Origin of the sequence: Paracoccus sp. (in: a-proteobacteria), assembly GCF_030538695.1 — a bacterium.
In the GTDB taxonomy this organism is placed as follows: Bacteria; Pseudomonadota; Alphaproteobacteria; order Rhodobacterales; family Rhodobacteraceae; genus Paracoccus.
On the sequence record NZ_JAUNTN010000005.1, the window covers coordinates 22,499 to 48,867 of the forward strand.

The following is a 26,369-nucleotide window of genomic DNA, read 5'->3' on the forward strand; positions in this document are numbered from 1 at the left end:
CGCGAAAAGGCCAAGGGGCGGACCTTGCATTGCGCAAAGGGCGGGCGCAAACTGCGTGAAAATCCAGCGGAGGTTTGCCATGTCGCTTCTTGATGCCGCGCGCGAGGTGCGTGAGGCCGCCTATGCCCCTTATTCCAACTTCAAGGTCGGGGCCGCCGTGCGCGGTGCTTCGGGCCGGATCTACCGGGGGTGCAACGTCGAAAATGTCGCCTATCCCGAAGGCACCTGCGCCGAGGCGGGGGCCATCGCGGCCATGGTTGCGGCGGGTGAAACCGAGCTGGTTGAGGTTGCGGTGATCGCTGACAGCCCCAACCCGGTGCCCCCTTGCGGCGGCTGCCGGCAAAAGCTGGCCGAGTTTGGGCGCGGTGATACCCCGGTGCTGTTGGCGACGGTGGCGGGGGCGACCCTGCCGACCACCATTGCCACGCTGCTGCCGGGCCGTTTCGAGGCCGCGCATATGTCCGGGCTGGAGCCGGTCCGCGCATGAGCAATGCCCGCCGCATCATTGCCCGCCTGCGTGATGGGCAAGGGCTGACGGTGCAGGATGCGCAATGGTTTGCGCGCGGCCTTGCCACGGGCGAGGTCGGCGATGCGCAGGCCGGGGCCTTTGCAATGGCGGTTTATCTGCGCGGGCTGGATGGCGCAGGGCGGGCCGCGCTGACCCACGCCATGCGCGATTCGGGCGAGGTGCTGCGCTGGGATCTGCCGGGGCCGGTGGTGGATAAACATTCGACCGGCGGCGTGGGGGATAGTGTGTCGCTGATTCTTGCCCCTGCGCTTGCGGCCTGTGGTTGCTATGTGCCGATGATCTCGGGGCGCGGGCTTGGCCATACGGGCGGCACGCTGGACAAGCTGGAAGCCATCCCCGGTTATCGCACGCAGGTGGACCGGGCGACGCTGAACCGCGTGCTTGACCGGGCCGGTTGCGCGATTGTCGGTGCCAGTGATGATCTTGCCCCCGCCGACCGCCGCCTTTACGCCATCCGCGACATTTCCGGGACGGTGGAAAGTCTGGATTTGATCGTGTCTTCGATCCTGTCGAAAAAACTGGCAGCAGGTTCGGATGCGCTGGTTCTGGATGTGAAATGCGGCAACGGGGCCTTCATGCGCGATCTGGACAGCGCCCGTGCCTTGGCCCACGCTTTGGTCGAAACGGCGAATGATGCGGGCTGTCAGAGCGTGGCGCTGATTACCGATATGAACAGCCCGTTGGCAGGCAGCGTCGGAAATGCCGTCGAAGTGGCCGATGCGATCGAGGCGCTGACCCGCCCACTTGTGCCGGGATACCGAGGCCCCCGCGATCTGGCGATTATTCTTGGTGGAGAGCTGCTGGCGTTGACCGGCCTTGCGCCTGACCCGCAAGCCGGGGCGGAGAGGGTGCGGGCGGTCATCAAGTCCGGCCATGCGGCGGAACGCTTTGCAAAGATGGTTGCCGAACTGGGCGGCCCAACGGATCTGATTGAGCGCCCGCGCGAATATTTGCCAAAGGACGGTAGGTCTTTCTGGGATGAATCCGACTGGCGTAGTGGCGATCATTATGTCCAATCCATTGATACGCGTGCCATTGGTGAACTGATCTTGCGGCTTGGCGGCGGTCGCGTGCGGCCGGGGGATCCGATCCACCACGGCGTCGGTATTTACCACATTGCCCAAATCGGAGAGAGCGTGACCGATCACGGCGAATCCGTCGGCCATATCCATGCGCGGACGTCGGAGGAGGCCGAGGCTGCCTATCCCGAACTTCAGGCGGCCTTTACCCTTGGCCCTGATCCGATGGTCAAGCCGCCGCCGCTGATCCTTGACCGGATCACCGCGGAATGATTTCCTTTTGTCAAAATACCCATGGATAACAGCCAGATGAACCGCGCTTTCCTGATCGTTATGGACTCTGTGGGCATTGGCGGGGCTTCCGATGCCGAATGTTTCTTCAACGATGGCCGCCCCGATACCGGCGCCAATACGCTGGCGCATATCGCGGCGGATGCGCCGCTGTTTATGCCCAATCTCGACCGCCTTGGCCTTGGTGCGGCGCTGCATCTGGCCAGCGATGCAACTGCGCCGGGGCTTGGCGCGATGCCGAAGGGGCTTTGGGGGGCCGCGTCCGAGGTCTCAAACGGCAAAGACACACCCTCGGGCCATTGGGAAATTGCGGGCGTGCCGGTGCCATGGAACTGGACGACCTTTCCGAACCAGATTCCGGCCTTTCCGCCCGAATTGACTGCGCGGGTCTGCGAACTGGCCGGGACCGATGGCATCCTTGGCAACTGCCACTCATCCGGCACGGTGATCCTTGACCAGTTGGGGGCCGAACATCTGCGCAGCGGCTGGCCGATCTGCTATACATCGGCCGACAGCGTGTTCCAGATCGCTGCGCATGAGGAAACCTTCGGTCTGGACCGTTTGCTGACGCTTTGCGAGGCGCTGGCCCCGATGCTGCACGCCATACGCGTGGGCCGGGTGATCGCGCGGCCCTTTACCGGCCAGCCCGGTGCGTTCCGGCGCACCCCGAACCGGCGTGATTATGCCATCCCTGCACCCGCCGACACCATTCTGGACATTGCCCATGCCGCCGGGCGCGTGACCCATGCCGTTGGCAAGATTGGCGATATATTCAGCCATCGCGGTATCTCTCGCCTGCATAAAGGCAAGTCTGACGCCGATCTGGCCGAGGCCCTTGTCTCGCTGCTGGACGTTGCGGAACCGGGCAGCCTGACCTTCGCCAATTTTGTCGAATTCGACAGCCTTTATGGCCACCGCCGCGATATTGCGGGCTATCGCGGCCATCTGGAATGGTTCGATACCGTTGCCGGTCGCGTCATCGCCGGTCTGCGTCCCGGCGATCTGGCGATTTTTACCGCCGATCACGGCAATGACCCAAGCTGGACCGGCACCGATCACACGCGCGAGCGCGTTCCCGTCCTTGGCGCAGGGTTGGGGCTGCGCCCGGTCGGGCTGGTCGGATTTTCGGATGTCGGGGCCTCGGTTCTGGCGCATCTTGGCCTGCGGGGGCCGGCTCATGGGCAAAGTTTTATCTGACCTCCTGTCATTGATTCGCAAGGTCATCCTGGCATGAAAAACTTAAAAAAGATTGAACTGCATCTGCATTTGGAAGGCGCGGCCCCGCCGGGCTTTATCCGTGCCTTGGCTGCCCGTAAGACCCGCGATCCGGGGAGGATTTTTGATGCTGATGGCCATTACGCCTATAGGGATTTCAATGACTTCCTGAAGGTTTACGAGGCCGCAACGGCACTGATTGAAACCCCTCGGGATTATGCCGATTTACTGCGGGTGGTGCTGGAAAATGCGGCTGAAGAAGGGGCGGTCTATGCCGAGCTGTTTGTCTCGCCCGAGTTTTGCGGCGGCGGTGATCTGGTGGCGTGGCGTGACTATCTGGCCGCCATGACGGAAACCGCACAGGCGATGCGTGGGCAGGGGATCGACAGCCGCGCCATTGTGACGCCCATCCGCCACCTTGGCCCGGATCAGGCCCGAAAATCAGCCGTTTGTGCCGCGGAGACAGGCTCAGGGGACCGCAGCGGTTGGGTGGCCGGTTTTGGCCTTGCCGGGGCTGAAGACGTTGGGCTCGCAACCGATTTTCGGTGGAGTTTCGACTGCGCCCGCGAAGCCGGGCTTGGCCTGACCTGCCATGCGGGGGAATGGGGCGGTCCCGATTCGATCCGGCAGGCGCTGGCGCTTGGGGTCAGCCGTATTGGTCACGGTGTCCGTGCGATTGAGGATGCCGTATTGGTTAACGAACTGGCGCAGCGGGGGATCGTTCTTGAGGTCTGCCCTGGATCAAATATCGCCTTGGGCATTTACCCTGATTGGTCCGCCCATCCCATTGCACGGCTGGCTGACGCAGGGGTGGCGGTGACGGTTTCAACCGATGATCCGCCGTTCTTTCACACCAGCCTGACGCATGAATATCAACGCCTTGCCGATGCTTTTGGCTGGTCAGAGCCAGAGTTTGCTGAGATGAACCGCAACGCTGCCGGTGCCGCATTTTGTGATGAGACCACCCGTGCGACCTTGCTTTCGGTGCTGGATCAGGCATGACAGCATGAACCCAAAAAGGAGCCAGCCGATGACCGCGCATCTGACCGTCGTTAACCATCCTCTTGTGCAGCATAAGCTGACTTTGATGCGCGATAAGTCAGCCTCGACCGCAGAGTTCCGCCAGCTTTTGCGCGAAATCAGCCTGCTTTTGGCCTATGAGGTCACGCGTGAGCTGGAACTGACCACGACTGAAGTCGAAACCCCGGTCTGCAAGATGCAGGCTCCTGTTCTGGCTGGGAAAAAATTGTCCCTGATCTCGATTTTGCGGGCTGGGAATGGGCTTCTGGACGGGATTCTGGAGCTGATTCCCTCGGCGCGTGTCGGCTTTGTCGGGCTCTATCGTGACCCCGAAACTTTGCAGCCGGTGCAATATTATGCGAAGGTTCCGGCTGATCTGGATTCGCGCATGGTCATTGTTGTTGATCCAATGCTGGCGACGGGGAACAGTTCGGTCGCGGCGATTGATCTGTTGAAAGAAAAGGGCGCGAAAAACCTGCGTTTTCTGTGCCTTCTGGCCGCGCCCGAAGGGGTTGAGCGGATGCGTCAGGCGCATCCTGATGTGCCGATTATCACGGCGGCGGTGGATGAAAAGCTGAACGACCATGGCTATATCGTGCCGGGGCTTGGTGATGCTGGCGACCGGATGTTTGGCACAAAATAAGCCGCTTTAACGAGATATTAGGGGTTTATGCGCTATCCCGATTCCCGAAAGCCGGGAATCGGGGGAAAGATGCTGCATTTTATCGTGGTTTTTGCGGTGCTGATGGCGGGAATGGCGCGTGCGGATGAGGTGCAGCGCCACCCGGCTGAACTGCCGCCGCCGCAATTTGATGGTGCGCAATATATCGACAGTGGCGGCTGTGTATTCATGCGTGCCGAGGGTGGCTGGCTGCCCCGCCTTGACGGGCAGGGGCGGGCGGTTTGCGGCTATCCACCGACCATGGCGGCGATGGATGCACCGGGCTTTTTTATGGCGACGTCTGCCGCGCCTGCAGTCGGGGCTGGAGAGTCGCTGGAACAGCGGGTTGTGCGGGCGCTTGCTCCGGGGCTGCAATCGGTGGGCCTGACGGGCGATACCCTGTCACCCGCGCGGCTGCCATCTGCGCCTGTGTCGCATGATATTGGTACAGTGCTGGCTGGGGCGGTGCGGATGGTTCCGGTCAGTGAGGCGGCGCGTTCAGGGGGGCGGGGGCCGAACGAACGGCTGTGCAATTTGCTGGGCTATGCGCCTGCGGGCGATGGGGCGCGGGCCAATGCGGCAGCGGGGCATTGCTCTGCTGAGGGTGGGGCTGCGCAGGTGCAGGAAGGGCGTCAGGCGGATTCTGCCTCTGTGGATCGGCCAAAGCCCGAAGCTGCAAAGCCCAAGGTCACGTCTTCTGCACAAAGGGCGGTCATGCGCCGGGAAGAGCGCCCGGTGATCAGGGCGGCAAGCGCGCCTTCGGCACCGGCAGAGCGCCCGGCCGTTGTTCCGCATATTCCGGCCGGGGCGCGTTATGTGCAAATCGGTGTCTATCGCAACGAGGATGACGTGCAGCGGGCCGTGCAGCGGTTGGTCACGCTGGGCTATCCGGTTGTGCGGGCAACGGATCGTGGGGATGCGGCGCTGGCGGTCGTCATGGCAGGTCCGTTTGAGACGCGCGAGCGGATTGTTTCGGCGCTGAATCACCTGCGCAGCCAAGGCTACCCTAATGCGGTGCCGCGTTAAGGTGGTTTTAGTTGTTGCAAATCCGGCTGATGCTGCGCCACGCTGCCGGATCAACTGCGGGCGAGGGCGGTTTGCCGCGCATCGGATCGGCCTCGATCAGTGCCAGAACCGTTTCACCGCTGGGGTCCAGCGACCGGGCATAAGGCTGGCTGGAGGTGTTCAGCGCCTCGAACCGTGCCAGCAGGGCGTCCTCATCCGGTGCGGGTGGCGGGCTTTGCAGCAGCGCCTCGCCATAGCCGTCAAAAAGCTGTGGGCGCAACTCGCCCGAGGTCAGAACGTCCAGCGAGCCGCGCAGCCCGGCGTAATCCAGGGCGGTCGCCGTCGGGTCGTGTTGCGTGGTATTTTGGGCAGCGGCGATCAACTGGCCAATCAGCACACCGGCCCCATCGGGGCGCTGCGTAACATCACGCCCGATCACCACCTGCCCCCCCGGCACCACCAGCGCATGATCCAGTGCAACCGGCAGAACGGTGACGGTTACGGGCATCCCGAACACCCGTGTCGCCAGCGCGTTCAGCGCGCCATTGGCGGATGGTCGTGTGCAGGCTGGCCCGGTTGAGCGTTGCAGATCGGTCAGAATCGCCTGTCCCATTTCCGCGCGGGTGGCAGCAGGTGCAATGCGGCTGGCATAGCCAATCAGCGCCGCAGGCAACCAGAACAGTCCCGCGACCATCAGCACCAGCGTGGCCACCGCCAGAATCCGCCGTAACCGGCCGGGATGCGGGCGGCGGGCGTCAATGGCGCGATGCACGCGGGTGATGGCTTCGATCATCAGCGGGTCGTCGATTTCCAGCGTCTCGGCCTCGCTGGCGGCATCATGGCCCGGCACATAAATGGCGGGGGTCTCATGCGGGTTCAGGCGGCGCACGGCAGGCAGGGACCAGTGACTCAGCGGCACTTCGGACCGGGGGTCGCGCAAGATAAGGGTTGCATTACCAAAGGAAACAATAACTTCACGCAGTTGCGCGACAGGCGTTTCGCGCCATAGGCCCGAGGCTTCCAGCCGGGTATATTGTTCCAGCGCCGTCATGCCTGCCCCTGTCCTTTGTTTCAGAATAACGTGGCTTCTGCGCGGGTCAACGGGGGCTGAAAGCGGGATATGATCTGTTCCGCAAAGGCCACGCAACGGCGATGCTCCTGAGGGGCTTTTGCAAACTGACGTCGTTTTGCAGGACATGCGGGTGATAGTCTCTACCAAGCGGGGCTTTGATGTCCAGCCGTCTCGGCTGCGTGCAAATAAAAGGCGGCGGTCTCATGCGGGTTCAGGCGGCGCACGGCAGGCAGGGACCAGTGGCTCAGCGGCACTTTGGACCGGGGGCGCGTAGGATCTGGGTTACAGTGCCAAAGGAAACAAGACCCTCACGCAGTAGTAGCGACGGCGCGGTGATCTCATTCTGCGACAGCGAAAGGTTCAAATACCGTCTTTTGTTCAGCTTGGTTGTGGGGCGCAACGATCTGTTGCCCCACCTGTGTTGCCCTTGCCCCCTTGCGGGCCGCGAGGAAGCTGCCAAGGCGCTTCTGTCATGGCGTTGTGGCGCGGAAAACGTGGTTAGGGTGTCTGCTTACGCCCTGAAAACGAGTGCCTGTGTGGAAGCGGGCGATGATCTTTGCGTTACGATGATTGCGCAGATCGCGGATTATGGCACCCGCGATGCCCCATTTCAGAGAACATATCCCGTGCGGTCCCTATCCTGCATCGCCAATCTCCATGCCGCGATCCTGCGCCATGTTGCGCATCCGGGCTTGCAGCTTGTCGAAGGCGCGAACCTCGATCTGGCGGATACGCTCGCGCGAGACGCCATAGCGGGTGGAAAGATCCTCCAGCGTCATGGGATCGTCGCGCAGGCGGCGTTCCATCAGGATGTCCTTTTCGCGGTCGTTGAGCACATCCATCGCCGCGGTCAGCATCTCGCGCCGGGCGGTCAGCTCGTCACGCTCGGCCAGATCGTCGGCCTGATTGGCGGATTCGTCTTCCAGCCAGTCTTGCCATTGCGCGGTGCTGTCGCCATCGGCGGCCCCCACCTGCGCGTTCAGCGAGGCGTCGCCCCCCGACAGGCGGCGGTTCATGTCGATGACCTCTTGTTCGGTCACGTTCAGGTCATGGGCAATCTGGGCGACGTTTTCGGGGCGCAGATCGCCCTCTTCCAAGGCGCCGATGCGGTTCTTGGCCTTGCGCAGGTTGAAGAATAGCTTTTTCTGGCCCGAGGTCGTGCCCATCTTCACCAAAGACCACGACCGCAGGATATATTCCTGAATCGAGGCGCGGATCCACCACATCGCATAGGTCGCAAGCCGGAAGCCCTTTTCGGGGTCGAACCGCTTGACCGCCTGCATCAGCCCGACATTGGCCTCGGAAATCACCTCAGCCTGCGGCAAGCCGTAGCCGCGATAGCCCATTGCGATTTTCGCCGCCAGCCGCAGGTGGCTGGTAACAAGCTCATGCGCGGCCTCGCTGTCCTGATGGTCGGCCCAGCGTTTGGCCAGCATATATTCCTGTTCCGGCTCCAAGAGCGGGAACTTGCGGATTTCCTGAAGATAGCGGTTCAGGCCCTGTTCGGGGCTGGGGGCGGGAAGTGAGGTGTAATTGGCCATATCGTGTTTCTTTCGCGCTGGTTTGTGAAACGCGGCCCGGCCCTAGCCGGTTCCACGCAAAGCGGTCAGCAGGCTGGCCATGTCGGCGGGCAGGGGGCTTTCAAAATCCATATCTTCGCCGGTCAGCGGATGGGCGAAACCCAGCCGTGTGGCGTGCAGGGCCTGACGCGGAAAGGCTTGTGCGGCCTCTGCCGCCGGCCCAAGCGCACGGGCCGAGGCTTTGCGGGCCCCACCATAGACCGGATCACCGATCAGCGACAGTCCGGCATGAGCCATATGCACACGGATTTGATGCGTGCGGCCGGTTTCCAGCCGACATTCGACCAGCATCGCGGCGGGCGGCTGGCCAAAACTTTCCAGCATCCGGGCGCGGGTGACGGCATGGCGACCGCGATCGAACCAGACCGCCTGTTTCTGCCGGTCGCTGGGGTGACGGCCAAGCCCCGAGGTGATTTTCAGCACATTGCCAGTTTCAAAGCTGATCCCCGGCGTGCCGCGCAGCCGTGCATCAGCGGCGTCGATCACGCCGTAAGCCAGTGCCAGATAGGTGCGGCGGCTGGTGTGGGCCTCGAATTGTGCGGCAAGCCCCTGATGCGCAAGGTCGGATTTCGCCACCACCAGCAGGCCCGAGGTGTCCTTGTCGATGCGATGCACGATGCCCGGGCGCTTTTCGCCACCAATCCCCGACAGCGAATCGCCGCAATGATGCAGCAGCGCATTGACCAGCGTTCCCGAGGGCGCACCGGGGGCCGGGTGAACGACCATACCCGCAGGCTTATCGACGACGATCAGGGCGTCATCTTCGTAAATGATATGCAGGGGGATATTCTCGGGCAGCGCCTCGACCGGCTCGGGCGGGGGCAGGGCAATGTGGTAAACCTCGCCTGCGATGGCGCGGGCCTTGCCGTCGCGCGTGATACCTGCCGGGCCGCTGACCGCACCTTGCTCCAGCAGCCGGGCAAGGCGCGACCGAGACAGGGCCGAACCGTCTGGCGCAGCGGCGACCAGCGCCTTATCAAGCCGGGCAGGCGGGTTTTCGGGAATGGTGATGGTAAGGCTGGACATGCAGGACAATATATCAGGGAAAGGCGAACAGGGCAGCCCTGTTCCCGAGGGGCTGGCGGCGGATGCGCGTTATCTGCGGCGATTGGTGACAGGGCTGGCGCTGGTCATGGGCTTTGGCGTGCTGGCCATCGTGGCGTTGATTTGGGCGCGGATGCCGCAAATGACCCGCGCCGGAGATATTCCGCCGCCGCCCGCGCCGATTACCTTGCCCGAAGGCGAGACCGCCGCCGCCGTCACCTATGCCCAAGGTCGGGTCATTGTGGTGACACAGGCGGGGGCGGTGCTGTTTTACGCCCCCGACGGCAGTTTGCAGCGCCGGGTGGATTAGCCTTTGGCTTCCAGCGCCTCGATCCGGGCGCGCAGCTCGGCGTTTTCGGTGCGGGCCTTGACGGCCATTTCGCGGACGGCCTCGAACTCCTCGCGGGTCACAAAGTCGCGATCAGCAAGAAAGCGGTCGACCCAGGCGTTCATGGCGTTCCCGGCCTCATCCTTGGCCCCCTGCGCCACGCCCATGGCGTTGGTCATCAGCTTGGACATATCGTCGAAAAAGCGGTTCTGGCCGGTCATATCGCTGCCTTTCACAAAAACGGTTGCCGTCTATATGGGCGCAGCCGCCGTCCGGTGCAACGGTTGACAGCACGGGCGGGGCGGCTAAGCCTGCGGCAAACCTGCACAGAGGCCGCCGCATGATCCCCTTTCCCAATATCTCGCCCGAGATCGTCTCGATTCCCATTGGTGGCGTGACCTTTTCGCTGCGCTGGTATGCGATGGCCTATCTGGTCGGGCTGCTGGTCGGCTGGTGGATCGTGGCGCGGCTGATGCGGCGCGACCGCCTGTGGGGTGACGCCGCGCCGATGTCCGCCGCAAGGGTCGAAGATCTGCTGGTCTGGGTCGTCTTTGGCGTGGTGCTTGGTGGGCGGCTGGGGTTCGTGCTGTTTTATGAGCCTGCCTATTACCTCGCCAATCCGGGCCAGATTTTGCAAGTCTGGGAAGGCGGGATGAGCTTTCATGGCGGCTTCATCGGCGTGATCGTTGCTGTAGCGATCTTCTGCTGGCTGAACCGGGTGCCGCCCTTGCGGCTGGCCGATGCGCTGGCTGTGGCGACGCCTATCGGGCTGGGGCTGGGGCGGCTGGCCAATTTCATCAATGCCGAGCTGTGGGGCCGTCCGACCGACCTGCCTTGGGGCGTGGTCTTTCCGGGGGCTGCGGCGCAGGATTGCCCCGGCGTCGTAGGGGCCTGCGCCCGCCACCCCAGCCAGCTTTATGAGGCGGGGCTGGAAGGCATCCTGCTGGCGCTGATCCTGTTTGCCTTGGTCCGCATGGGGGGCTTGCGCCGCCCCGGTCTGGCCTTTGGCGTATTTCTTGCCGGTTATGGCGCGGCGCGGATGTTTGTCGAGCTGTTCAGGCAGGCCGATGCCCAGTTCATCACCCCTGATAATCCGCTGGGCCATGTGGTTGCGGGCCTGTCGATGGGGCAGCTTTTGTCGCTGCCTATGGTGTTGATCGGGCTTGGCTTTATCGGCTTTGCCCTGCTGCGGCCCGCGCGATGACGCCGCTGGGCCGGATCATTGCTGACCGTATCCGCGCCTTTGGGCCGATGAGTCTGCATGACTATATGCAGACCTGCCTGCTGCACCCTGACCATGGCTATTACGCGACCCGCGATCCATTCGGCCGGGCAGGGGATTTTATCACCGCCCCGGAAATCAACCAGATTTTTGGCGAAGTGATCGGGCTGGCGCTGGCGCAGGCATGGCTGGATCAGGGGTCGCCCGCGCCCTTTACGCTGGCCGAGCCGGGGCCGGGGCGCGGCACGCTGATGGCGGATATGCGTCGGGTCATGGCGCGGGTGCCGGGGATGCTGGAGGCCGCCGATACGGTGCTGATCGAAGCCTCGCCGCATCTGCGTCAGGTGCAGGCGGGGGCGGTGCCACAGGCGCGGCATCTGGACAGTCTGAGCGATCTGCCGCAGGCACCGCTGTTTCTGGTGGCGAATGAGTTTCTGGACGCGTTGCCGATCCGCCAATATCAGCGGGTCGAGGGCGGCTGGTCGGAACGGATGGTGACGCTGGATGATAATGGTTTGACGCTGGCGCTGGCCGCGCCGCTGCCTTTGCCGCGTCGGGGGCAGGTCGGAGATATCTTCGAGGATCGCCCGGCAACCACAGCCATTGTCACGGAAATTGCCAGCCGCATTGCCGCGCATGGCGGGGCGGCGATCCTGATTGATTACGGTAATTGGGATGGGCAGGGCGACAGTTTTCAGGCGTTGCGCGACCACCGTCCGGAAGACCCGCTGGCCTATCCCGGTCAGGCTGATCTGACCAGCCATGTGGATTTCGCCCCCATTGCCGCAGCCGCGCGGGCAGCAGGGGCCGAGGTCTCGGCCATGGTCACGCAGGGCGATCTGCTGCTGGCGCTGGGTGCGGCGGAGCGCGCCGGGGCGCTGGTCCGCGCGGGCGATCCGGGGGCAGCAGAGGCGTTGACTCGGCTGGTCGCCCCGGATCAAATGGGGCAGCTTTTCAAGGCGTTGGCAATCTGGCCGCGCGGGGCCGCGCCGGTTGCGGGTTTCGTGCCACCTGGGGGCAATGAGTGATGCAAGTGATGCTGGAAATCCTGACTTCGCCGCTGCTGGAGGGTGTCCGGCACGGGTTCTTTACGCGCAAGGGCGGGGTGTCCTCGGGCCTTTATGCCGGGCTGAACTGCGGGCGCGGCTCACGCGATCAGGCGGATGCGGTGGCGACCAATCGCGCCCGTGTGGCGCAGGCGATGGGCGTTGCTGCGGATCGGCTGGCGGGGGTGCATCAGGTTCATTCCGCCGAAGTGGCGGTGATCCGCGACCCGTCGGAAATCGAAGCTGCCCGCAGTCTTCACGCCGATGCGCTGGTGACGGATCAGCCCGGCATTGCCCTGTCGGTGCTGACGGCCGATTGCCAGCCGGTGCTGCTGGCCGACTCTGCGGCCGGGGTGATCGGCGCGGCCCATGCGGGCTGGCGCGGTGCGGCGGATGGCGTGTTGGAGGCCACCATCAAGACGATGCAGGCGCTTGGGGCGCGGGATATTCGCGCGGTGATCGGTCCCTGCATCAGCCAGCCCGCCTATGAGGTCGGCTGGGATTTCATGGACAGGTTCACCGATGACGACCCGGATGCGGCGCGGTTTTTCTCGGGCGGTGACAAGCCGCATTTTGACCTTCCGGGCTTTGGTTTGTCGCGGTTGCGCGCAGCGGGGGTGGAGGCTGAATGGACGCGACATTGCACCTATGCCGACCCCGCTCGATTTTTCAGCTTTCGCCGCACCACGCATGAGGGCGCACCGGATTATGGCCGACTGATCGCGGCGATTGTGCTGGATCAGGCATGAAAAAGCCCGGCAATGGCCGGGCCTTTTGTCAGCGAATCTGGATCGTGACCGGCTGGGTAAAGCTGCCGCCGGTGCCATTTGGCGGCGCGGGCATCCGGGGCATCCGCGCTGCCTGACGCGACAGGGCGGCATCATGTGCCGGGTTTCCGGTCGAGCTGGCCAGCCGGGCCGAGGCGGTGCCATTTGCGCTAATGGAGACGCTCACATTGACTGTGACCGAGCCACGGCCGCCTTGAATCCGGGTGCGCGACATATGGCGGCTGATCCGACTGCCGACCTGTTGTTGCCAACTGGCTTGCGCACGGGGATTGCCGCCACCTTGCGGGCCGTCACCGCCACGCGGGCGGGCCTCACGCCGCTGGCCCTGCGTGGTGGCATCGCTGCGGCGGTTCTGGCGGCGCTCGGTCCGGGGTTCCTCGCGGCGCGGACGTTCGCGGGCTTCGCGGCGCTCCTCGCGCGGGCGTTCGATCCGGCGCGGGCGCTCGGGGCGGATCACCGGTCGGTCCGAGGTTTCCAGCGCCAGTTCCGAATCCTCGACCACATCTTCTTCGGGTTCCGGCTCAGGCTCCGGTTCATGTTCCGGCTCCGGTTCAGGTTCAACCTCGGGTTCCTGTTCCTCGACCGGCTCGGGCGAGGCATCCTCGGGTTCCGGGGTCACGTCAGGTTCAGGCACCGGCGCTTCGGCAAGGTCGATAAACACCGGCGCGGGCGGGGCCATGGTCGCGGCCCCCGCTGCCCGTTCGCTAAGCCAGAAAACCGCGCCGATATGGGCTGTCGCCACCACGAAAGCAGCAGCAGAACAACAGATCGTGCGGGTCAGGGGGCTAAGGTCGATCATGGCGCAGCCCCGGTTCCGGCGCTGGTGCCGCCGCTGCTTGCTGCATCCAGCCCGACCAGCGCAACCTTGGTCCAGCCCGCGCTCCGCAGGCTGTTCAGAACCTCCATCATCTCGCCATAAGGCACCATCCGGTCGGCGCGCAGGAAAATACGGGCCTCACGGTCGCCTTTGGTCAGCGTCTCCAGCGCAGGCACCAGCCCGTCACGGCTGACCGCTTCATCGCCAAGATGCAGCGCCAGATCGGGGCTGATGCTCAGCCAGACCGGCTGATCGGGGCGCTGGCTGGCCACCCCACGCGCGGCGGGCAGGTCGATATTTACATCCACCGTCGCCAGCGGCGCGGCCACCATAAAGATAATCAGCAGCACCAGCATCACGTCGATGAAAGGCGTGACGTTGATCTCATGCGATTCGGTCAGGTCGTCGCCGTCGTCCAGTCCTGCGGCCATGGTTCAGACCCCCTTGCCTTGCAGGTCCAGATCACGGCTGACCAGCCGTTCGATGGCGGCGGCATTATCGGCCAGCCGCTGACGATAGCCCGCGATGGACCGTGCAAAGCCGTTATAGATCACCACCGCCGGGATGGCGGCAACAAGGCCGATAGCGGTGGCCAGCAGCGCCTCGGCGATGCCCGGCGCAACCACGGCAAGGTTGGTCGTCTGCGCCTGCGAAATGCCGATAAAGCTGTTCATAATGCCCCAGACGGTGCCGAACAGCCCGACGAAGGGCGAGATCGACCCGACCGTTGCCAGCACTCCGGTGCCGATGGCAGCCTGACGTCCGGCCCGCGCCACCACGCCCGCCAGATGCGAACTGACGCGGCTTTGCGTGCCTTCGCTGCCACGCGACAGCGCCGGGGCCGAACGGCGCAGCTCATATTGGGCCAGCCGCAGCATATGGCTGGACGGATCGCGGCGCTTGGCGGCGGTCGCAACAGCCGCATCCAGACTGGCCGCGTTGCGGATCGTTTGGGCACCGCGCCGGGCGTTGGCCTTGGCCACCGCCATTTCCACCAGCTTCACGATCAGGATGGTCCAGGTCACGACCGAAGCCGCCGCCAGAGCCAGCATCACGCCTTTCACCACGATATCCGCCGCCATGAACATACCCATGGGGGACAGGTCATGCGGCAGCGCCGCTGGCGGAATGCCTTGCGCCAGCACAGGGGCGGCCAAAAGAATCAGCGGAGCGGCAAAGGCCAGCGATGAAAGGCGGGGCAGGGTCTTGTTCAGCATAGATATTCCATTTCTCACGGCACAGCCGAGACCGGCCATACCGGCGACAATTGTTGAGTGGAATAGTCTGAAAGCCTTGGCGCTGCAAGTCCGACAGAATCACATGGGAATAAGGCGTGGTTCAGCCGACAGATTCGACGAATGGCGCGATCACCGGGCGCAGGTTGCAGACGCCCTCGGCCCGCGCTTTGGCGATGGCTTCGCGCAGGGCGCAAAGATCGGTCTGGCGCAGCAGATGCTTGACCGGCCCGATCGAGGCCGGGCGCATCGACAGGCGCTGGAACCCGATGGCGGCAAAGGCCAGCGCCTCGACCGGGCGGCCCGCATCCTCGCCGCAGAAAGACAGCGGCACATTAGCCATCTTGCACCGCTGCACGATCATTTCCAGCAGGCTGAGGAAGGACTGGTCCAGCGTGTCATAGCGGCGGCGGACGCGCTCATTCTCGCGGTCGGCGGCAAAGAAGAACTGCTTCAGATCATTGCCGCCCACGGATACGAAATCGCACATTTCAAAGAACCGCTGCGGGGCAAAGGCCATCGAGGGCGTCTCGATCATTGCGCCCACGCGGATGTCATGCGGGATCGGGCGACCAAGGCGCTGCTCGCGGGCCAGCTCCTCCATCAGCATCCGGTGGCTGGATTCATATTCCGACATTTCCGCGATAAAGGGGAACATGACGTGCAAAGGTCGCCCCGCCGCCGCGCGGATCAGCGCCTGAAGCTGCACCCGCAGCACCCCGCGCTTGTCCAGCCCCACGCGGATCGCGCGCCAGCCCATCGCCGGGTTCGGCTCGTCCTGCGGTTTCATATAGGGCAGCACCTTGTCGCTGCCGATGTCCAGCGTACGGAACACCACCGGCTTGCCCTGCGCATTGTCCATGACGCGGGCGTAAAGTGCCGCCAGTTCCGCCCGGCGCGGCACTTTCGACCGCACGAGGAACTGCAACTCGGTGCGGAACAGACCGACGCCTTCGGCCCCTGATCCGGTCAGGCTGGGCAGGTCCGCCAGCAGCCCGGCGTTCATGTAAAGCTGAATCCGGTGGCCGCATGTCGTCACCGCCGGCAGGTCGCGCAGCCCGGCATAGCGGCTTTGCGCCTGTTCCTGCATGGCGATTTTGTCGCGGAACGCTTTGGTGACGGTTTCTTCGGGGCGCAGATGCACCACGCCCACATCGCCATCAACAAGGATATGGTCGCCGTTCAGCGCGTCCGAGGTGATGCGGGCGGCGTGGATCACCAGCGGAATCGCCAGCGCCCGTGCCACGATGGCCGCGTGGCTGCCGACCGAGCCTTCCTCCAGCACCACGCCGCGCAGCTTGCGGCCATAGTCCAGCAATTCGGCCGGGCCGATGTTGCGGGCAATCAGGATCGGGTTTTCCGGCATGGTCGCACCGGTGTCGCCGCCTTGCCCGGTCAGGATGCGCAGAAGCCGGTTGGACAGGTCGTCCAGATCATGCAGCCGGTCGCGCAGGTAAGGGTCGGCAGCCTGTTCCAGCCGCGCCCGTGCCATGGACTGTTCCTTTTCCACGGCGGCTTCGGCGGACAGGCCAAGGTCGATGTCCTCCTCCATCCGGCGCAGCCAGGACCGGGAATGTGCGAACATCCGGTAAGCCTCCAATACGGCGGTATGTTCGCCATCCGCGCCGGTATCGGCATCGGCCAGCAGCGAATCGACGGTCTTGCGCAGGGCCTCGACCCCTGCGTGCAGCCGCGCCTTTTCGCGCAAGGGGTCGTCGCCCACCGGGTTCGTGACCACCACGCGCGGATCATGCAGCCAGACATGACCTTCGGCGGCCCCCTCCTGACCCGTCGCGCCGCGGATCATCTGCGGAAAACGGTGCTGTAAGGGCATCCGGTCGTCCTGAGAGCCAAGGAATGCGCCAAGCTCGGCCATTTCCGCCAGCACCATGGCGACGACCTCAAGACCGTAAACCTCGTCTTCGGAAAACTGCCGGGCCATGCGGGACTGCACCACCAGCACGCCAAGTTTCTCACCCACGCGCTGAATCGGCACGCCAAGGAAACTGGGGAATACTTCCTCGCCAGTTTCAGGCATATAGCGGAAACCGGGTTCCGAGGGGGCGTCGGCAGTGTTCACATAGCGCCCGGTGCGGGCGACGCGCCCGACCAGACCTTCGCCAAGGCGCAGCCGGGTCTTGTGAACGGATTCGCGGCGCAGACCTTCGGTGGCGCAAAGCTCAAGCGTGTTGGGGTCGCGGAACAGATAGATGGAACAAACCTGTGTTCCCATCGAATCCGCGATGTGATGGGTGATCTGATCCAGCCGGTCCTGACCACCGCCGGGGGCCGCAAGCGTGTCGCGCAGCCGCCCCAGCAGCTTGCGCGATTCGCTGTCGCTTCGTTCCGGCATCATTACCCTCGGCCTTTAGGGCCGTCCCGCCTTGGTGCCGGGGTCAGGCCTGATCCAGTTCAAACGCATCATGCAGCGCCTGCACGGCAAGTTCCATATACTTGCGGTCGATCAGCACCGAAATCTTGATCTCACTGGTGGAAATCACCTTGATGTTGATGTTTTCAGCAGCCAGCGCCTTGAACATCCGCGCCGCGACCCCGGCGTGAGAGCGCATTCCGATGCCGACGACCGAAACCTTGGCCACCTCGGTGTCCACCACCAGATCATCATAGGCGATGCTGCCGGATTTGCGCGCATCTTCCATCGCCTTTTTGGCGCGTTCCACCTGATTGATCGGGCACGAAAAGGTCATGTCCGTAACGGCGCCGGGGTGATCGTCGTAATCGCGCTCGGAAATATTCTGGACAATCATGTCCACATTGACACCCGCCGCCGCCAGCGGGTCAAAGATCGCCGCAGAAATGCCGGGGCGGTCCTCGACCGTCACCAGCGTGATCTTGGCTTCGTCCCGCGAATAGGCGACGCCCGAAACAACCTTGGATTCCATGATCTCATCCTCATCGCAGACCAGAGTGCCGCTGGTTTCATCGGTATCCTCGAAAGAGGACAGCACCCGCAGCTTGACATTATACCGCATCGCCAGCTCGACCGAGCGGGTTTGCAGAACCTTTGCCCCAAGCGAGGCGAGTTCCAGCATTTCCTCAAACGCGATCTTGTCCAGCTTGCGGGCGCGGGACGAGATGCGCGGGTCGGTGGTGTAAACACCGTCCACATCCGTGTATATATCGCAGCGTTCCGCGCCAAAGGCCGCAGCAAAGGCCACCGCCGTGGTGTCAGACCCCCCACGCCCCAGCGTGGTGATGCGCCCGTCGGGGCCGATCCCCTGAAAGCCCGCGACCACCGCGACCTTGAAGCCTTCGGAGAACTTGCGGTCGATATTGTCGCGCGGGATCGACACAAAACGCGCGGCGGAATGTTGTTCGGTGGTGTTGATCGGCACCTGCCAGCCCTGCCAGGACCGCGCCGGAACTCCCATTTCCTGAAGCGTCAGCGCCATCAGCCCGGCGGTCACGTTTTCGCCCGAAGACACCACCGCATCATATTCCCGCGCATCAAACAGCGGCGAGGTCTTTTCGACCCAGCCCACCAATTCATTGGTCTTGCCGGACATGGCGCTGACAATGACGATCACATCATAGCCGCGTTCAACCTCACGCCGGACCTTTTCGGCGGCGTTGCTGATCCGGTCGAGGTCAGCGACCGAGGTGCCGCCAAACTTCATCACCAACAGGGGCATTCAGACCCTCCTTCGCACGCGCGGAACGCGGGATATAAAAAACGCGCTTCTCTTAGGGGCATGTGCGAGGTTTCGCAAGGGTATCCTGCAAAGGGTTTACTTATCTGATTTAATCAGTCAGGAATTGGCGGACGCTTTGTCAAAGGGAACCTATCATGCCTGTTCTTCGCCTTTCTGCTCTGGTTGCTGCGCTGGTCCTGCCCGTCGCGGCTTTCGCCTATGACTATACCCAGTTCGAGCCATCCGTTACCCACATCGACCTGTCGGAATGTCCTGAAGGCGCCGTCGAAAATACCGATAAAGAGGTGTTTTGCCGCCTGACCATTGGTAACGATGCGCTGCATATCTATGTGTTCGAGCAGGGCGGTGACATGCCGCTGGTCGCGGTTCGCAGCTATGAGGAAGGCCAGTTCACGCTGAGTTTCAACGGTCAGTAAGCGTGGCCGGCCTCTGATGCCTCCGGCGGGGATATTTAGGGACAAAAGATGTCATCTGCTGTCTGAAAATATCCCCGCCGGAGGCAAGAATCTCAATTCTGCTTGGCGCGGGGAATGAAGGGTAGCGGGGCGACGGGGATGCCGTCCTCCAGCATTTGCCGGGCCTCGTCGGGGCGGGCTTCGCCGTGGATGGCGCGCTGTTCGCTGCGGCCTTCATGCATGGCGCGGGCCTCGGCCACGAAGCGGTCGCCCACATAGTCCGAGTTGTTTTCCACATAATCGCGCAGCTTTTCCAGCGGCGGCTTGTCGGTTTGTCGTTTCGTATCGACGCTGGGGGCCATCAGCGCCTTTTCGACCTCTGCGCTGCCGCAGTGTGTGCAATTGATCTGGCCAGCCGCCCGCGCTTGCTCGAACCCTTCGGATGAGCGGAACCAGCCATCGAAATCATGGCCGTTCTGACAGTGCAGGTGATAGCGGATCATCGGCCTTTCCCTTGGTCAAGGGGTGAATATCGGTGGCTTATCGCTGATCTGCAAGGGGCAGATGTGACAGGATCGCGCTGACCAGTGGTGTGGCATGACCTGCCTGTACGTCCAGCGTGGCGCGGGCGGCGGCGCCCATCGCGCGGGCGCGGGCCGGGTCGGCCAGCAGTGCCGCCAGCGCCGGGGCGAGGCTGGAGGCGTCAACCTGCTGCGCGGCCCCTGTGGCGTCCAGTGCGGCATAGCCTTCGGCCGAATTGGCGACATCCGGGCCGTGCAGGATGGCGCAGCCATAGGCGGCGGGTTCCCAAGGCGTATGTCCGCCCCGGTCGGTGAAGGAACCGGCGGCGATGCAGATGCCGGCCGTTTGATACCAGCGGTCCATTTCGCCCAAGGTATCGGCCAGATAGATTTCGGCGCTTTCGCCCGTGTCGCCGCTGGACCTCCGGCGCACCGATAGCCCCCGCGCCGCGATCAGCGCCGCGATGGCGTCGCCACGTTGCGGGTGGCGGGGGGCGAGGATCAGCCGGGCCTGCGGATGTGCCGCCCGCGCGGTCAGGAAAGCGTCGAGGATCAGCGCATCCTCGCCGTCATGGGTCGAGGCGGCCAGAATGGTGCGATCCCGGTCCGGGCCGGGGGCGGGCAGGGTGACAGCAGCCGGAGCCAGCAATTTCATTTGCACACGGGGCAGCAAGGCCGCTGGCGGCAGGCTAAGCGCCAGCAGATGCGATTCGCTGCGGGCATCCTGCGCCGACAGTGCCGCCTGTCGTGCCAGCACCGGGCCGATCAACCCGCGCAGCCGTTGCCAGCGCCGGGCACTGCGGTCAGACATGCGCGCCCCGACGACGATCTGCGGAATGTCTCGGGCGGCCAGCATGGCGCTGCGACGGGGCCAGATCTCGGCTTCGACGCTGATTGCCAGTGCCGGGCGGGTCCGGTCCAGAAATGCTGAGAGCGCGCCGGGCAGATCCAGCGGCGCAAGACTGGTGGTGATATGCCCCTGCGGCCAGCCCGCCGCGATGTCGCGGGCCAGCGCCTGCCCGGTGGTGGAATTGGTCGTCAACAGCATGGGCCGCGCCTCGGCCAGCCGCGCGATCAGCACCCGTGCTGATGCGAGTTCCCCCACCGATGCCGCGTGCAGCCAGATCACCCCCGGCGCGGCTTGCGGCCCGGCACCAAGCCGCTGTGCCATCTCGGGCGGGGTCAGGTGCAGCCGGACCGCCATGCGCAGCGCAGGTTCGGCCAGACGTGTCAGGGCGTTGTAGATGTGCTGGATCACTGGCATCCTGCTGAATTGACGGGCAGGAATTGGAGGTGGGTACCGGAATCGAACCGGTCTTCACGGATTTGCAATCCGGTGCGTAACCTCTCCGCCAACCCACCGCCGAACTTGAGGTGGGGCAGGGATAATGGAAGCCAGCAGCCTGCGCAAGAGGGCCTGCGCATTGATTGCGGCGCGGCTTGGGTCATCAACCGTTGCCCTGACCGGCGAAACGTGCAAAAACCGCCGCAAGACAGCAAGCCGGAGTCTCTGTATATGGCCGATTTTGCCGCCCGTCGCGTTACCATGGTTGATACGCAGGTTCGCCCCAATGATGTGACCTTGCTGCCGATCATTGAATCCATGCTCAGCGTTCCGCGTGAACGCTTCGTGCCAGAGGCCATCGTCGAAGTCGCCTATAGCGGCGAGAATCTGCCGCTGTCGCGTGACCGTGTGGTGCTTGAGGCGCGGACCTTCGCCAAGATGATCGACGCGCTGGACATTCAGCCCGATGAGCTGGTTCTGGATCTGGCTTGTGGACTTGGCTATTCGACGGCGGTCATGGCGCATTTGGCGCAGGCTGTGGTCGGCGTCGAAGATGATGCGGCCATGGTTGCCGAAGCGCAGGCCCGGCTGGCTGAAACCGAGGTTCCTAATGCCGTCGTCGTGCAGGGCGATCTGGCTGCGGGTTGGCCGGGGCAGGCCCCCTACGATGTGATAATGGTGAACGGCGCGATCGAGGCGTTCCCGCAGGCGTTGGCCGATCAGTTGAAAGATGGCGGGCGCGTGGCTGCGATCTTCAAGGAAGGTAATCTGGGGGTGGTCCGCATCGGGCTGCGGGTGGATGGCCGGATCGAATGGCGCTTTGGATTTAACGCTCATGCGCCGTTGCTGCCAGGTTTTTCACATCGCGCTGGCTTCAGCCTGTAAAGATAAAAGGAAGTTCGGATGGCCTTTGGTATGATTGGCAAGCCCCTGAAAACGTTGGCGCTGTCGGCGGTTCTGGCGCTGACGGTTCCGGCTTGGGCGGCGGCGGAATCGCTGGGCGATACTCTGGTGGCAACCTATCGCCATTCCGCTCTGCTGGATCAGAACCGCGCGGTTCTGCGGGCTGCCGATGAGGATGTGGCCAGCGCCATGGCGGCGCTGCGCCCGGTGATTCAATGGGTTGCCTCGCATACCTACACCAACACCGAAGGCTATGAGACGCTTTCGACCTCGTTGCAGTTTCAGGCCAGCGTGACGCTTTATGATTTTGGCCGCAGTCAGATTGCGATTGATGCCGCCAAGGAGACCGTTCTGGCCACGCGTGAGGCGCTGGTTTCGGTTGAGCAAGACATTCTGCTGGCCGGGGTGCAGGCGTTTCTGAACGTACGCAGCGCGGGCGAACAGGTTGAATTGCAGCAGAACTCGCTGAACGTGCTGGCGCGTGAACAACGTGCGGCACAGGATCGGTTCGACGTGGGCGAGATCACCTCGACTGACGTGGCGCAGGCCAATGCGCAGCTTGCCGCGACCCGCGCCACACTGGCTGCCGCGGAAGGCTCGCTGCAAGTGGCCCGCGAATCATATAAGGCCGCGACCGGCAAGATGCCGTCGAACCTGTCGGCTCCGCCGCCATTGCCGAAACTGCCAGCCTCGCTTGGTGCGGCGCAGGCGGTGGCGCAGAAAACCCATCCGGCCATTCGTCAGGCGCAGCGTCAGGTGGCTGCGGCGGAACTGGGCGTTGCAGCAGCACAGGCGCAGCGCAACCCGACCATTACCGGCAGCGCCGGGGTCGGGGCCAGCCGGACGCCGAACAACAGCATCTTCTCGAATGGCGGGCGCACCACGACGGGCAGTGCGCAGGTTGGGATCAGTGCGAATCAGACGCTCTATTCCGGCGGGGCGCTGTCGGCGGCGCTGCGCAAGTCGATGGCGAATCGTGACGCAGGCCGCGCGGCGCTGCTGAATACCGCGCGGCAGGTGGATCAGGCAGTCGCGACCTCCTGGGCCAATATCGACGTGGCGCGGGCGCAAATCGGCGCCATCAATGAGCAGATTTCGGCGGCACAACAGGCTTACGACGGTGTGCGCGAAGAAGCGACGCTGGGGGCGCGGACCACTTTGGACGTGCTGAATGCCGAACAATCGCTGCTTGAGGCGCGGGCCAGCAGAATTTCTGCGGAAGCTGACCTCCAGTTAGCACATTATCAACTTTTGTCCTCTATGGGTTTGCTGACGGTAGAACACCTTAAGCTAGGGATTCCGACATATGACCCATCGGCCTACTACTCTGCGGTGCGTGACGCGCCTTACACAAGCAGGCAAGGCGAAAGCCTTGACCGGGTGCTGCGCGCCATCGGCAAAAACTGAACTGGTGATCGCGGGGGTGCGTCATGGCTGACCCCCGCATCGCAACCGCAAGCGAACTATCTGAAAACATTGGCGATGTTCTGGCGGCGATCCGCCGCCTGATTGCCGAGGATGAGGGGGCGGGTCAGCCGCGCCCGATGGCCGAAACGGTTCCCTTCCCCAAAAGTCCGACGATTCCAATGCCAGCCGCGATGACAGTGGCCCCGGTCTCTGAGGCGATTCGCCCCGAGGCTGAGGCGCGGCCCGCGCTGGCCGCACAACCCCAGGGTGATTCGCCCGCTCATCCGCTTGGCAGCCTGCGCCGGTCGATGGTTCGTGATTTCGTTCCGCAACCCGCAGCGATGCCGGACCCGCTGGTTCTGGATCACACCCACCTGATCGCCCCGCAAGAGGTGGAAACTGTGGTGCCTTCGGCACCGCTGGACCCGCTGTCGGTGCAGGGTGGCACGACCTTTATGACCTCGGCGCTGCGGCGGCCTGTTTCTGCGATGGCGAACCCCTGGGCCGATGTGAAGGCGCCAGAGATTGCCAGCCTGCCCGAGCAGGTTCCTGCACCGGCAGAGGTGGCTGCCGCGCCAGAGGTTGCGGCGGTGATGGATCTGCCGGGCGAGGAAACCGCGACGCTGGCCCCGACCGGCTCGGTTTTGCGCGACCTGATCCGCGAGATCATGCAGGATGAGCTGCGCGGTGATTTGGGCGAGGTCATCGCGCATGAGGTCGAACGCTGCGTCAAGATCCACTTTATGCGGATGCGCCGCCCTGTTCTGGCCTCGGGCCTGCGGCAGACGGCATAAGCAAGCATGACAGGGCCGCGCCGGACAGGCGCGGCCCTGTTGAAATGGATGTTGCGCCGCTCAGTTCAGATAATCTTCAGGGTTCAGGCTTTCAAAACCGTTACGAACCTCGAAATGCACCGATCCGCTGTTGCCTGCCTTGCCAAGCGCCTGCCCGCGCTGGACGGTCGCGCCTTTTTCTACGGCGACATCCCCCATTCCGGCATAGACGGTCATCAGCCCATCCGAATGGCGCACGACTACGATCGGCACCTGATTGACGTCGCGGGTGATGGCGGCAACGGTGCCGGTGGCGGCAGCAGAAACCGGGGTGCCTGCCGGGGCGGAAATGTCGATGCCGTCGTTCCGGCCTTTCTGATAAGGGCGGATGATCGCACCGCTGACCGGCATGGCCAGCCGCCCGCTGCCCGAAGCCGCTGTGCGCGTGGCGCCCAGATTGGGGGCTGCCGAGGGTGGGGCCGGGGTGGTGGTCGGCTGGGTCTTTTCATCCGGCAAGGGCTGCGCGGCAGAGGGCGGCTGCGGGGTCGGGCTGCCCTGACCAGGGGCGGTGATGGCGCTGGCCGTGCGTGCCGCAGCGGCGGGGATCGTCAGAACCTGTCCGGTGCGCAGGCCCATATTCTCGGGCAGGCTGTTGGCTTGTGCCAGTTCCTGAATGGAAATCCCGTATTTGCGCGCCACAGACCAGGCTGTTTCACCCGCCGCGACCTTATGGCTTTGGGCGGCACGGGCGGGGCTGGCCGTGGTGGTGTCAGTGGCGGTTTCGTCGTACGTCTGCGGGGTGTTTTGCGCCTTAGGCACCTCGCGCGGGGTGGCCTGCGCGCCGGCCGTGGTAAAGCCGCCGGGCACGATCCCGCGCAGGTCCATGTCAAAGTTTGGCCCGCAGCCAGCCAGCGCGGTCAGGCCCATCAGTAGGGTGCTTTTGACGATAATCTTGTTCATTGCCCGTTTCCTCATTCTGTGACCTCTCTGCCGGAGGCTTTTGCGCGTGATTTCGTGGCGTTATGCCTACCCGATCCCCTCGACCAGCGGCACAAAGCGGACCTGCCGCAACTCGCTGTAATCAAATCCTGTTTCTGTCCGGGTGACTTTAATCAGCGTTTGCACCGCATCCGACTGGCCAACCGGAACCACCATGATACCGCCGATCTTGAGTTGCGCCAAGAGTGGGCCGGGTGGGTCTTCCGCTGCTGCCGTGACCAGAATCCGGTCGAATGGCGCCTGTTCGGGCAGGCCAAAGCTGCCGTCAGCCACGCGGGCCGTGATATTGGTCAGGCCCAATTCGTCGAAAATCGCCTGCGCGTCGGTGACAAGGCGGCGGTGGCGGTCCACGGTATAGACCCGCCGCGCCAGCCCCGACAGGATCGCGGCCTGATAGCCCGATCCGGTGCCGATCTCCAGCACCGTGTCGCGTGGCCCGACCGCCAGAGCCTGCGTCATCAGCCCCACGATCGAAGGCTGGCTGATCGTCTGACCGCAGGGGATGGGCAGGGGGGTGTCCTCATAGGCACGATCCGCGAAATGGCCGCGGATGAAGGGCGCGCGGTCCACGCGCTCCATCGCTGCCAGCACCCGAGGGTCCGTGACCCCGCGCGACCGCAGGGTAAAGACAAAGCGCATCCGGGTTTCTGCGAGGTCGTCGTTCATTCAGGCCTCGTTCAATGCGGCTTCCAGACGCGACAGCGCGGCGTGGCAGGTCAGATCCGCCCGCATCGGCGTTACCGCAATATGCCCCTGCATCAACAAATCGACATCGCTGCCGGACGTGGCAGGCAAGGTCTGATCCGGCCCGCGCACCCACAGAAACCGGCGCCCCGTGGGCGAGGTGACGGGTTCGACCCCAAAACGTGCGCCGCGCCGCCGCCCTTGAGGGGTGATGCGCAGGCCAAGCGTTTGCGCGGCGGGCAGCGGCGGAAAGTTCACGTTGTAAAACAGCCGGAAATCCGCATCCGAACGCCAGTCGCCCCGGTCCAGCAGCGCTCGCACGATACGGGGACCATGGGTGCGGGCGGATTCAAACATATCGGTCAGCCCCGTGGTTCCGGCCCCAAGATATTGTGACAGGGCAATCGCGGGCAGACCTTGCAGGGCGGCCTCCATCGCGCCGCCGACGGTGCCGGAATACATCACGTTTTCGCCCGCGTTATTGCCGCGATTGACGCCCGAGATCACCAGATCGGGCGCAGCAGGCATCACATCGCCAATCGCCGCCAGCACGCAATCCGCAGGGCTGCCCTCGGCCGCAAAGACGCGCGGGGCCAGTTTGGCGATCATTGTGGGCTGGGTGTAGCTGATGCAATGGCCGACGCCCGATTGCTCGAAGGCGGGGGCCACGGTCCAGACTTCGCCATCTGCTCCGGCGATCTGCGCCGCGATGTCCTGCGCCACGGCAAGGCCGGGCGCGTTGATGCCGTCGTCATTTGTCACCAGAATACGCATTTCGGCCCCGGATTGCTGCTGTTTGTTCCTGCTTACAAAGGAGAAAACGCTGCGGCAAGCCATCGTGGTTTGACCTTGGCAT

General features: G+C 64.0%; 28 protein-coding genes and 1 tRNA gene. 14 read left to right on the plus strand and 15 right to left on the minus strand.

The genetic code is table 11. The annotated features are described in order from the left end of the window. Positions 1–79: 79 nt before the first annotated feature. From Q4G24_RS03585 to Q4G24_RS03610, 6 genes are all read left to right on the plus strand, one after another. Complete coding sequence (locus Q4G24_RS03585) at positions 80–487, plus strand: cytidine deaminase (RefSeq protein ID WP_303365136.1); 408 nt, start codon at positions 80–82, stop codon at positions 485–487. Beyond that, entirely contained in the window at positions 484–1,821 is a 1,338-nt protein-coding gene (locus Q4G24_RS03590; protein ID WP_303365137.1) for a thymidine phosphorylase, read from the plus strand. The genes Q4G24_RS03585 and Q4G24_RS03590 overlap by 4 nt, the downstream gene beginning before the upstream one ends. 36 nt (positions 1,822–1,857) lie before the next feature. Continuing rightward, positions 1,858–3,036 (plus strand): phosphopentomutase, encoded by a 1,179-nt coding sequence (locus Q4G24_RS03595; RefSeq protein WP_303365138.1) that lies wholly within the window; start codon positions 1,858–1,860, stop codon positions 3,034–3,036. Positions 3,037–3,069: 33 nt separating this feature from the next. After that, positions 3,070–4,056, plus strand: coding sequence for an adenosine deaminase (locus tag Q4G24_RS03600; protein ID WP_303365139.1), 987 nt, complete (start codon positions 3,070–3,072; stop codon positions 4,054–4,056). 28 nt (positions 4,057–4,084) lie between these two features. Further along, complete coding sequence (upp, locus tag Q4G24_RS03605) at positions 4,085–4,717, plus strand: uracil phosphoribosyltransferase (protein WP_303365140.1); 633 nt, start codon at positions 4,085–4,087, stop codon at positions 4,715–4,717. Positions 4,718–4,786: 69 nt separating this feature from the next. Next, on the plus strand, positions 4,787–5,761 hold the full coding sequence (locus tag Q4G24_RS03610; protein WP_303365141.1) for an SPOR domain-containing protein: 975 nt from the start codon (positions 4,787–4,789) through the stop codon (positions 5,759–5,761). Positions 5,762–5,768: 7 nt separating this feature from the next. On the opposite strand, the gene Q4G24_RS03615 is transcribed toward Q4G24_RS03610, so the two are convergent. The 3 genes from Q4G24_RS03615 to Q4G24_RS03625 all read right to left on the minus strand — a co-directional run bounded on the left by Q4G24_RS03615 (position 5,769) and on the right by Q4G24_RS03625 (position 9,418). Then, complete coding sequence (locus Q4G24_RS03615) at positions 5,769–6,791, minus strand: hypothetical protein (RefSeq protein WP_303365142.1); 1,023 nt, start codon at positions 6,789–6,791, stop codon at positions 5,769–5,771. A 656-nt stretch (positions 6,792–7,447) separates the two neighbouring features. Further along, positions 7,448–8,353, minus strand: a complete 906-nt coding sequence (gene rpoH / locus Q4G24_RS03620; protein ID WP_303365143.1) for an RNA polymerase sigma factor RpoH — start codon at positions 8,351–8,353, stop codon at positions 7,448–7,450. A 42-nt stretch (positions 8,354–8,395) separates the two neighbouring features. Continuing rightward, positions 8,396–9,418 (minus strand): RluA family pseudouridine synthase, encoded by a 1,023-nt coding sequence (locus Q4G24_RS03625; RefSeq protein WP_303365144.1) that lies wholly within the window; start codon positions 9,416–9,418, stop codon positions 8,396–8,398. Here Q4G24_RS03625 and Q4G24_RS03630 point away from each other — a divergent pair. Continuing rightward, the gene (locus Q4G24_RS03630; protein WP_303365145.1) at positions 9,402–9,746 is read left to right on the plus strand and encodes a DUF6476 family protein; all 345 of its coding nucleotides are present in this window, start codon (positions 9,402–9,404) and stop codon (positions 9,744–9,746) included. The genes Q4G24_RS03625 and Q4G24_RS03630 overlap by 17 nt on opposite strands. Here the strand turns inward: Q4G24_RS03630 and Q4G24_RS03635 are convergent. Continuing rightward, positions 9,743–9,985: an accessory factor UbiK family protein gene (locus Q4G24_RS03635; RefSeq protein ID WP_303365146.1), complete on the minus strand. Its 243-nt coding sequence runs from the start codon at positions 9,983–9,985 to the stop codon at positions 9,743–9,745. The two genes, Q4G24_RS03630 and Q4G24_RS03635, sit on opposite strands and share 4 nt — an antisense overlap. Positions 9,986–10,104: 119 nt before the next feature. On the opposite strand from Q4G24_RS03635, the gene lgt reads away from it, so the two are divergent. From lgt to pgeF, 3 genes are read left to right on the plus strand one after another with little or no spacing between them, the layout of a single operon-like run. Next, entirely contained in the window at positions 10,105–10,968 is an 864-nt protein-coding gene (gene lgt, locus Q4G24_RS03640; RefSeq protein WP_303365147.1) for a prolipoprotein diacylglyceryl transferase, read from the plus strand. Then, positions 10,965–12,014 carry a class I SAM-dependent methyltransferase gene (locus tag Q4G24_RS03645; RefSeq protein ID WP_303365148.1) on the plus strand — a complete coding sequence of 350 codons (1,050 nt, stop codon included), beginning with the start codon at positions 10,965–10,967 and terminating at the stop codon, positions 12,012–12,014. The genes lgt and Q4G24_RS03645 overlap by 4 nt, the downstream gene beginning before the upstream one ends. Beyond that, positions 12,014–12,781: a peptidoglycan editing factor PgeF gene (gene pgeF / locus Q4G24_RS03650; protein WP_303365149.1), complete on the plus strand. Its 768-nt coding sequence runs from the start codon at positions 12,014–12,016 to the stop codon at positions 12,779–12,781. The genes Q4G24_RS03645 and pgeF overlap by 1 nt, the downstream gene beginning before the upstream one ends. A 28-nt stretch (positions 12,782–12,809) precedes the next feature. Here the strand turns inward: pgeF and Q4G24_RS03655 are convergent, their stop codons facing one another. The 5 genes from Q4G24_RS03655 to Q4G24_RS03675 form a co-directional block, all read right to left on the minus strand. After that, on the minus strand, positions 12,810–13,619 hold the full coding sequence (locus Q4G24_RS03655; protein ID WP_303365150.1) for an energy transducer TonB: 810 nt from the start codon (positions 13,617–13,619) through the stop codon (positions 12,810–12,812). Then, positions 13,616–14,068: a TonB system transport protein ExbD gene (gene exbD / locus Q4G24_RS03660; protein ID WP_303365151.1), complete on the minus strand. Its 453-nt coding sequence runs from the start codon at positions 14,066–14,068 to the stop codon at positions 13,616–13,618. The genes Q4G24_RS03655 and exbD overlap by 4 nt, the downstream gene beginning before the upstream one ends. 3 nt (positions 14,069–14,071) lie before the next feature. Beyond that, positions 14,072–14,854 (minus strand): tonB-system energizer ExbB, encoded by a 783-nt coding sequence (gene exbB, locus Q4G24_RS03665; protein WP_303365152.1) that lies wholly within the window; start codon positions 14,852–14,854, stop codon positions 14,072–14,074. Between the two features lie 121 nt (positions 14,855–14,975). Next, positions 14,976–17,225 carry a phosphoenolpyruvate--protein phosphotransferase gene (ptsP, locus tag Q4G24_RS03670; RefSeq protein ID WP_303365259.1) on the minus strand — a complete coding sequence of 750 codons (2,250 nt, stop codon included), beginning with the start codon at positions 17,223–17,225 and terminating at the stop codon, positions 14,976–14,978. 43 nt (positions 17,226–17,268) lie between these two features. Next, positions 17,269–18,525: an aspartate kinase gene (locus Q4G24_RS03675; protein WP_303365153.1), complete on the minus strand. Its 1,257-nt coding sequence runs from the start codon at positions 18,523–18,525 to the stop codon at positions 17,269–17,271. A gap of 155 nt (positions 18,526–18,680) precedes the next feature. Here Q4G24_RS03675 and Q4G24_RS03680 point away from each other — a divergent pair, with 155 nt between their 5' ends. After that, positions 18,681–18,962: a hypothetical protein gene (locus tag Q4G24_RS03680; protein WP_303365154.1), complete on the plus strand. Its 282-nt coding sequence runs from the start codon at positions 18,681–18,683 to the stop codon at positions 18,960–18,962. 92 nt (positions 18,963–19,054) lie between these two features. Here the strand turns inward: Q4G24_RS03680 and Q4G24_RS03685 are convergent, their stop codons facing one another. From Q4G24_RS03685 to Q4G24_RS03695, 3 genes are all read right to left on the minus strand, one after another. Then, complete coding sequence (locus Q4G24_RS03685) at positions 19,055–19,444, minus strand: DUF1178 family protein (RefSeq protein WP_303365155.1); 390 nt, start codon at positions 19,442–19,444, stop codon at positions 19,055–19,057. A gap of 37 nt (positions 19,445–19,481) precedes the next feature. Further along, the gene (locus tag Q4G24_RS03690) at positions 19,482–20,720 is read right to left on the minus strand and encodes a 3-deoxy-D-manno-octulosonic acid transferase (RefSeq protein ID WP_303365156.1); all 1,239 of its coding nucleotides are present in this window, start codon (positions 20,718–20,720) and stop codon (positions 19,482–19,484) included. Between the two features lie 30 nt (positions 20,721–20,750). Continuing rightward, positions 20,751–20,824 (minus strand) — tRNA-Cys (locus Q4G24_RS03695). Positions 20,825–20,978: 154 nt separating this feature from the next. On the opposite strand from Q4G24_RS03695, the gene Q4G24_RS03700 reads away from it, so the two are divergent. Genes Q4G24_RS03700 through Q4G24_RS03710 form a run of 3 tightly spaced genes read left to right on the plus strand, consistent with a single transcriptional unit; the run spans position 20,979 to position 23,851 of the window. After that, the gene (locus tag Q4G24_RS03700) at positions 20,979–21,632 is read left to right on the plus strand and encodes a protein-L-isoaspartate O-methyltransferase (RefSeq protein ID WP_303365157.1); all 654 of its coding nucleotides are present in this window, start codon (positions 20,979–20,981) and stop codon (positions 21,630–21,632) included. Positions 21,633–21,650: 18 nt separating this feature from the next. Further along, the gene (locus tag Q4G24_RS03705; protein WP_303365158.1) at positions 21,651–23,057 is read left to right on the plus strand and encodes a TolC family outer membrane protein; all 1,407 of its coding nucleotides are present in this window, start codon (positions 21,651–21,653) and stop codon (positions 23,055–23,057) included. Between the two features lie 23 nt (positions 23,058–23,080). Then, positions 23,081–23,851, plus strand: a complete 771-nt coding sequence (locus Q4G24_RS03710) for a hypothetical protein (RefSeq protein ID WP_303365159.1) — start codon at positions 23,081–23,083, stop codon at positions 23,849–23,851. Positions 23,852–23,911: 60 nt separating this feature from the next. On the opposite strand, the gene Q4G24_RS03715 is transcribed toward Q4G24_RS03710, so the two are convergent. The 3 genes from Q4G24_RS03715 to surE form a co-directional block, all read right to left on the minus strand. Beyond that, complete coding sequence (locus Q4G24_RS03715; RefSeq protein WP_303365160.1) at positions 23,912–24,790, minus strand: M23 family metallopeptidase; 879 nt, start codon at positions 24,788–24,790, stop codon at positions 23,912–23,914. Between the two features lie 66 nt (positions 24,791–24,856). Further along, positions 24,857–25,495 carry a protein-L-isoaspartate(D-aspartate) O-methyltransferase gene (locus Q4G24_RS03720; protein ID WP_303365161.1) on the minus strand — a complete coding sequence of 213 codons (639 nt, stop codon included), beginning with the start codon at positions 25,493–25,495 and terminating at the stop codon, positions 24,857–24,859. Beyond that, on the minus strand, positions 25,496–26,287 hold the full coding sequence (surE, locus tag Q4G24_RS03725; protein ID WP_303365162.1) for a 5'/3'-nucleotidase SurE: 792 nt from the start codon (positions 26,285–26,287) through the stop codon (positions 25,496–25,498). Between the last annotated feature and the right edge of the window lie 82 nt (positions 26,288–26,369).

Bases quoted from the DNA above. Each gene is read 5' to 3' on its own strand.
- Q4G24_RS03585 (WP_303365136.1), top strand. From the start codon at position 80: ATGTCGCTTCTTGATGCCGCGCGCGAGGTGCGTGAGGCCGCCTATGCC.
- Q4G24_RS03590 (WP_303365137.1), top strand. From the start codon at position 484: ATGAGCAATGCCCGCCGCATCATTGCCCGCCTGCGTGATGGGCAAGGG.
- Q4G24_RS03595 (WP_303365138.1), top strand. From the start codon at position 1,858: ATGAACCGCGCTTTCCTGATCGTTATGGACTCTGTGGGCATTGGCGGG.
- Q4G24_RS03600 (WP_303365139.1), top strand. From the start codon at position 3,070: ATGAAAAACTTAAAAAAGATTGAACTGCATCTGCATTTGGAAGGCGCG.
- upp (WP_303365140.1), top strand. From the start codon at position 4,085: ATGACCGCGCATCTGACCGTCGTTAACCATCCTCTTGTGCAGCATAAG.
- Q4G24_RS03610 (WP_303365141.1), top strand. From the start codon at position 4,787: ATGCTGCATTTTATCGTGGTTTTTGCGGTGCTGATGGCGGGAATGGCG.
- Q4G24_RS03615 (WP_303365142.1), bottom strand. From the start codon at position 6,791: ATGACGGCGCTGGAACAATATACCCGGCTGGAAGCCTCGGGCCTATGG.
- rpoH (WP_303365143.1), bottom strand. From the start codon at position 8,353: ATGGCCAATTACACCTCACTTCCCGCCCCCAGCCCCGAACAGGGCCTG.
- Q4G24_RS03630 (WP_303365145.1), top strand. From the start codon at position 9,402: ATGGTAAGGCTGGACATGCAGGACAATATATCAGGGAAAGGCGAACAG.
- Q4G24_RS03625 (WP_303365144.1), bottom strand. From the start codon at position 9,418: ATGTCCAGCCTTACCATCACCATTCCCGAAAACCCGCCTGCCCGGCTT.
- Q4G24_RS03635 (WP_303365146.1), bottom strand. From the start codon at position 9,985: ATGACCGGCCAGAACCGCTTTTTCGACGATATGTCCAAGCTGATGACC.
- lgt (WP_303365147.1), top strand. From the start codon at position 10,105: ATGATCCCCTTTCCCAATATCTCGCCCGAGATCGTCTCGATTCCCATT.
- Q4G24_RS03645 (WP_303365148.1), top strand. From the start codon at position 10,965: ATGACGCCGCTGGGCCGGATCATTGCTGACCGTATCCGCGCCTTTGGG.
- pgeF (WP_303365149.1), top strand. From the start codon at position 12,014: ATGCAAGTGATGCTGGAAATCCTGACTTCGCCGCTGCTGGAGGGTGTC.
- Q4G24_RS03655 (WP_303365150.1), bottom strand. From the start codon at position 13,619: ATGATCGACCTTAGCCCCCTGACCCGCACGATCTGTTGTTCTGCTGCT.
- exbD (WP_303365151.1), bottom strand. From the start codon at position 14,068: ATGGCCGCAGGACTGGACGACGGCGACGACCTGACCGAATCGCATGAG.
- exbB (WP_303365152.1), bottom strand. From the start codon at position 14,854: ATGCTGAACAAGACCCTGCCCCGCCTTTCATCGCTGGCCTTTGCCGCT.
- ptsP (WP_303365259.1), bottom strand. From the start codon at position 17,225: ATGCCGGAACGAAGCGACAGCGAATCGCGCAAGCTGCTGGGGCGGCTG.
- Q4G24_RS03675 (WP_303365153.1), bottom strand. From the start codon at position 18,525: ATGCCCCTGTTGGTGATGAAGTTTGGCGGCACCTCGGTCGCTGACCTC.
- Q4G24_RS03680 (WP_303365154.1), top strand. From the start codon at position 18,681: ATGCCTGTTCTTCGCCTTTCTGCTCTGGTTGCTGCGCTGGTCCTGCCC.
- Q4G24_RS03685 (WP_303365155.1), bottom strand. From the start codon at position 19,444: ATGATCCGCTATCACCTGCACTGTCAGAACGGCCATGATTTCGATGGC.
- Q4G24_RS03700 (WP_303365157.1), top strand. From the start codon at position 20,979: ATGGCCGATTTTGCCGCCCGTCGCGTTACCATGGTTGATACGCAGGTT.
- Q4G24_RS03705 (WP_303365158.1), top strand. From the start codon at position 21,651: ATGGCCTTTGGTATGATTGGCAAGCCCCTGAAAACGTTGGCGCTGTCG.
- Q4G24_RS03710 (WP_303365159.1), top strand. From the start codon at position 23,081: ATGGCTGACCCCCGCATCGCAACCGCAAGCGAACTATCTGAAAACATT.
- Q4G24_RS03715 (WP_303365160.1), bottom strand. From the start codon at position 24,790: ATGAACAAGATTATCGTCAAAAGCACCCTACTGATGGGCCTGACCGCG.
- Q4G24_RS03720 (WP_303365161.1), bottom strand. From the start codon at position 25,495: ATGAACGACGACCTCGCAGAAACCCGGATGCGCTTTGTCTTTACCCTG.
- surE (WP_303365162.1), bottom strand. From the start codon at position 26,287: ATGCGTATTCTGGTGACAAATGACGACGGCATCAACGCGCCCGGCCTT.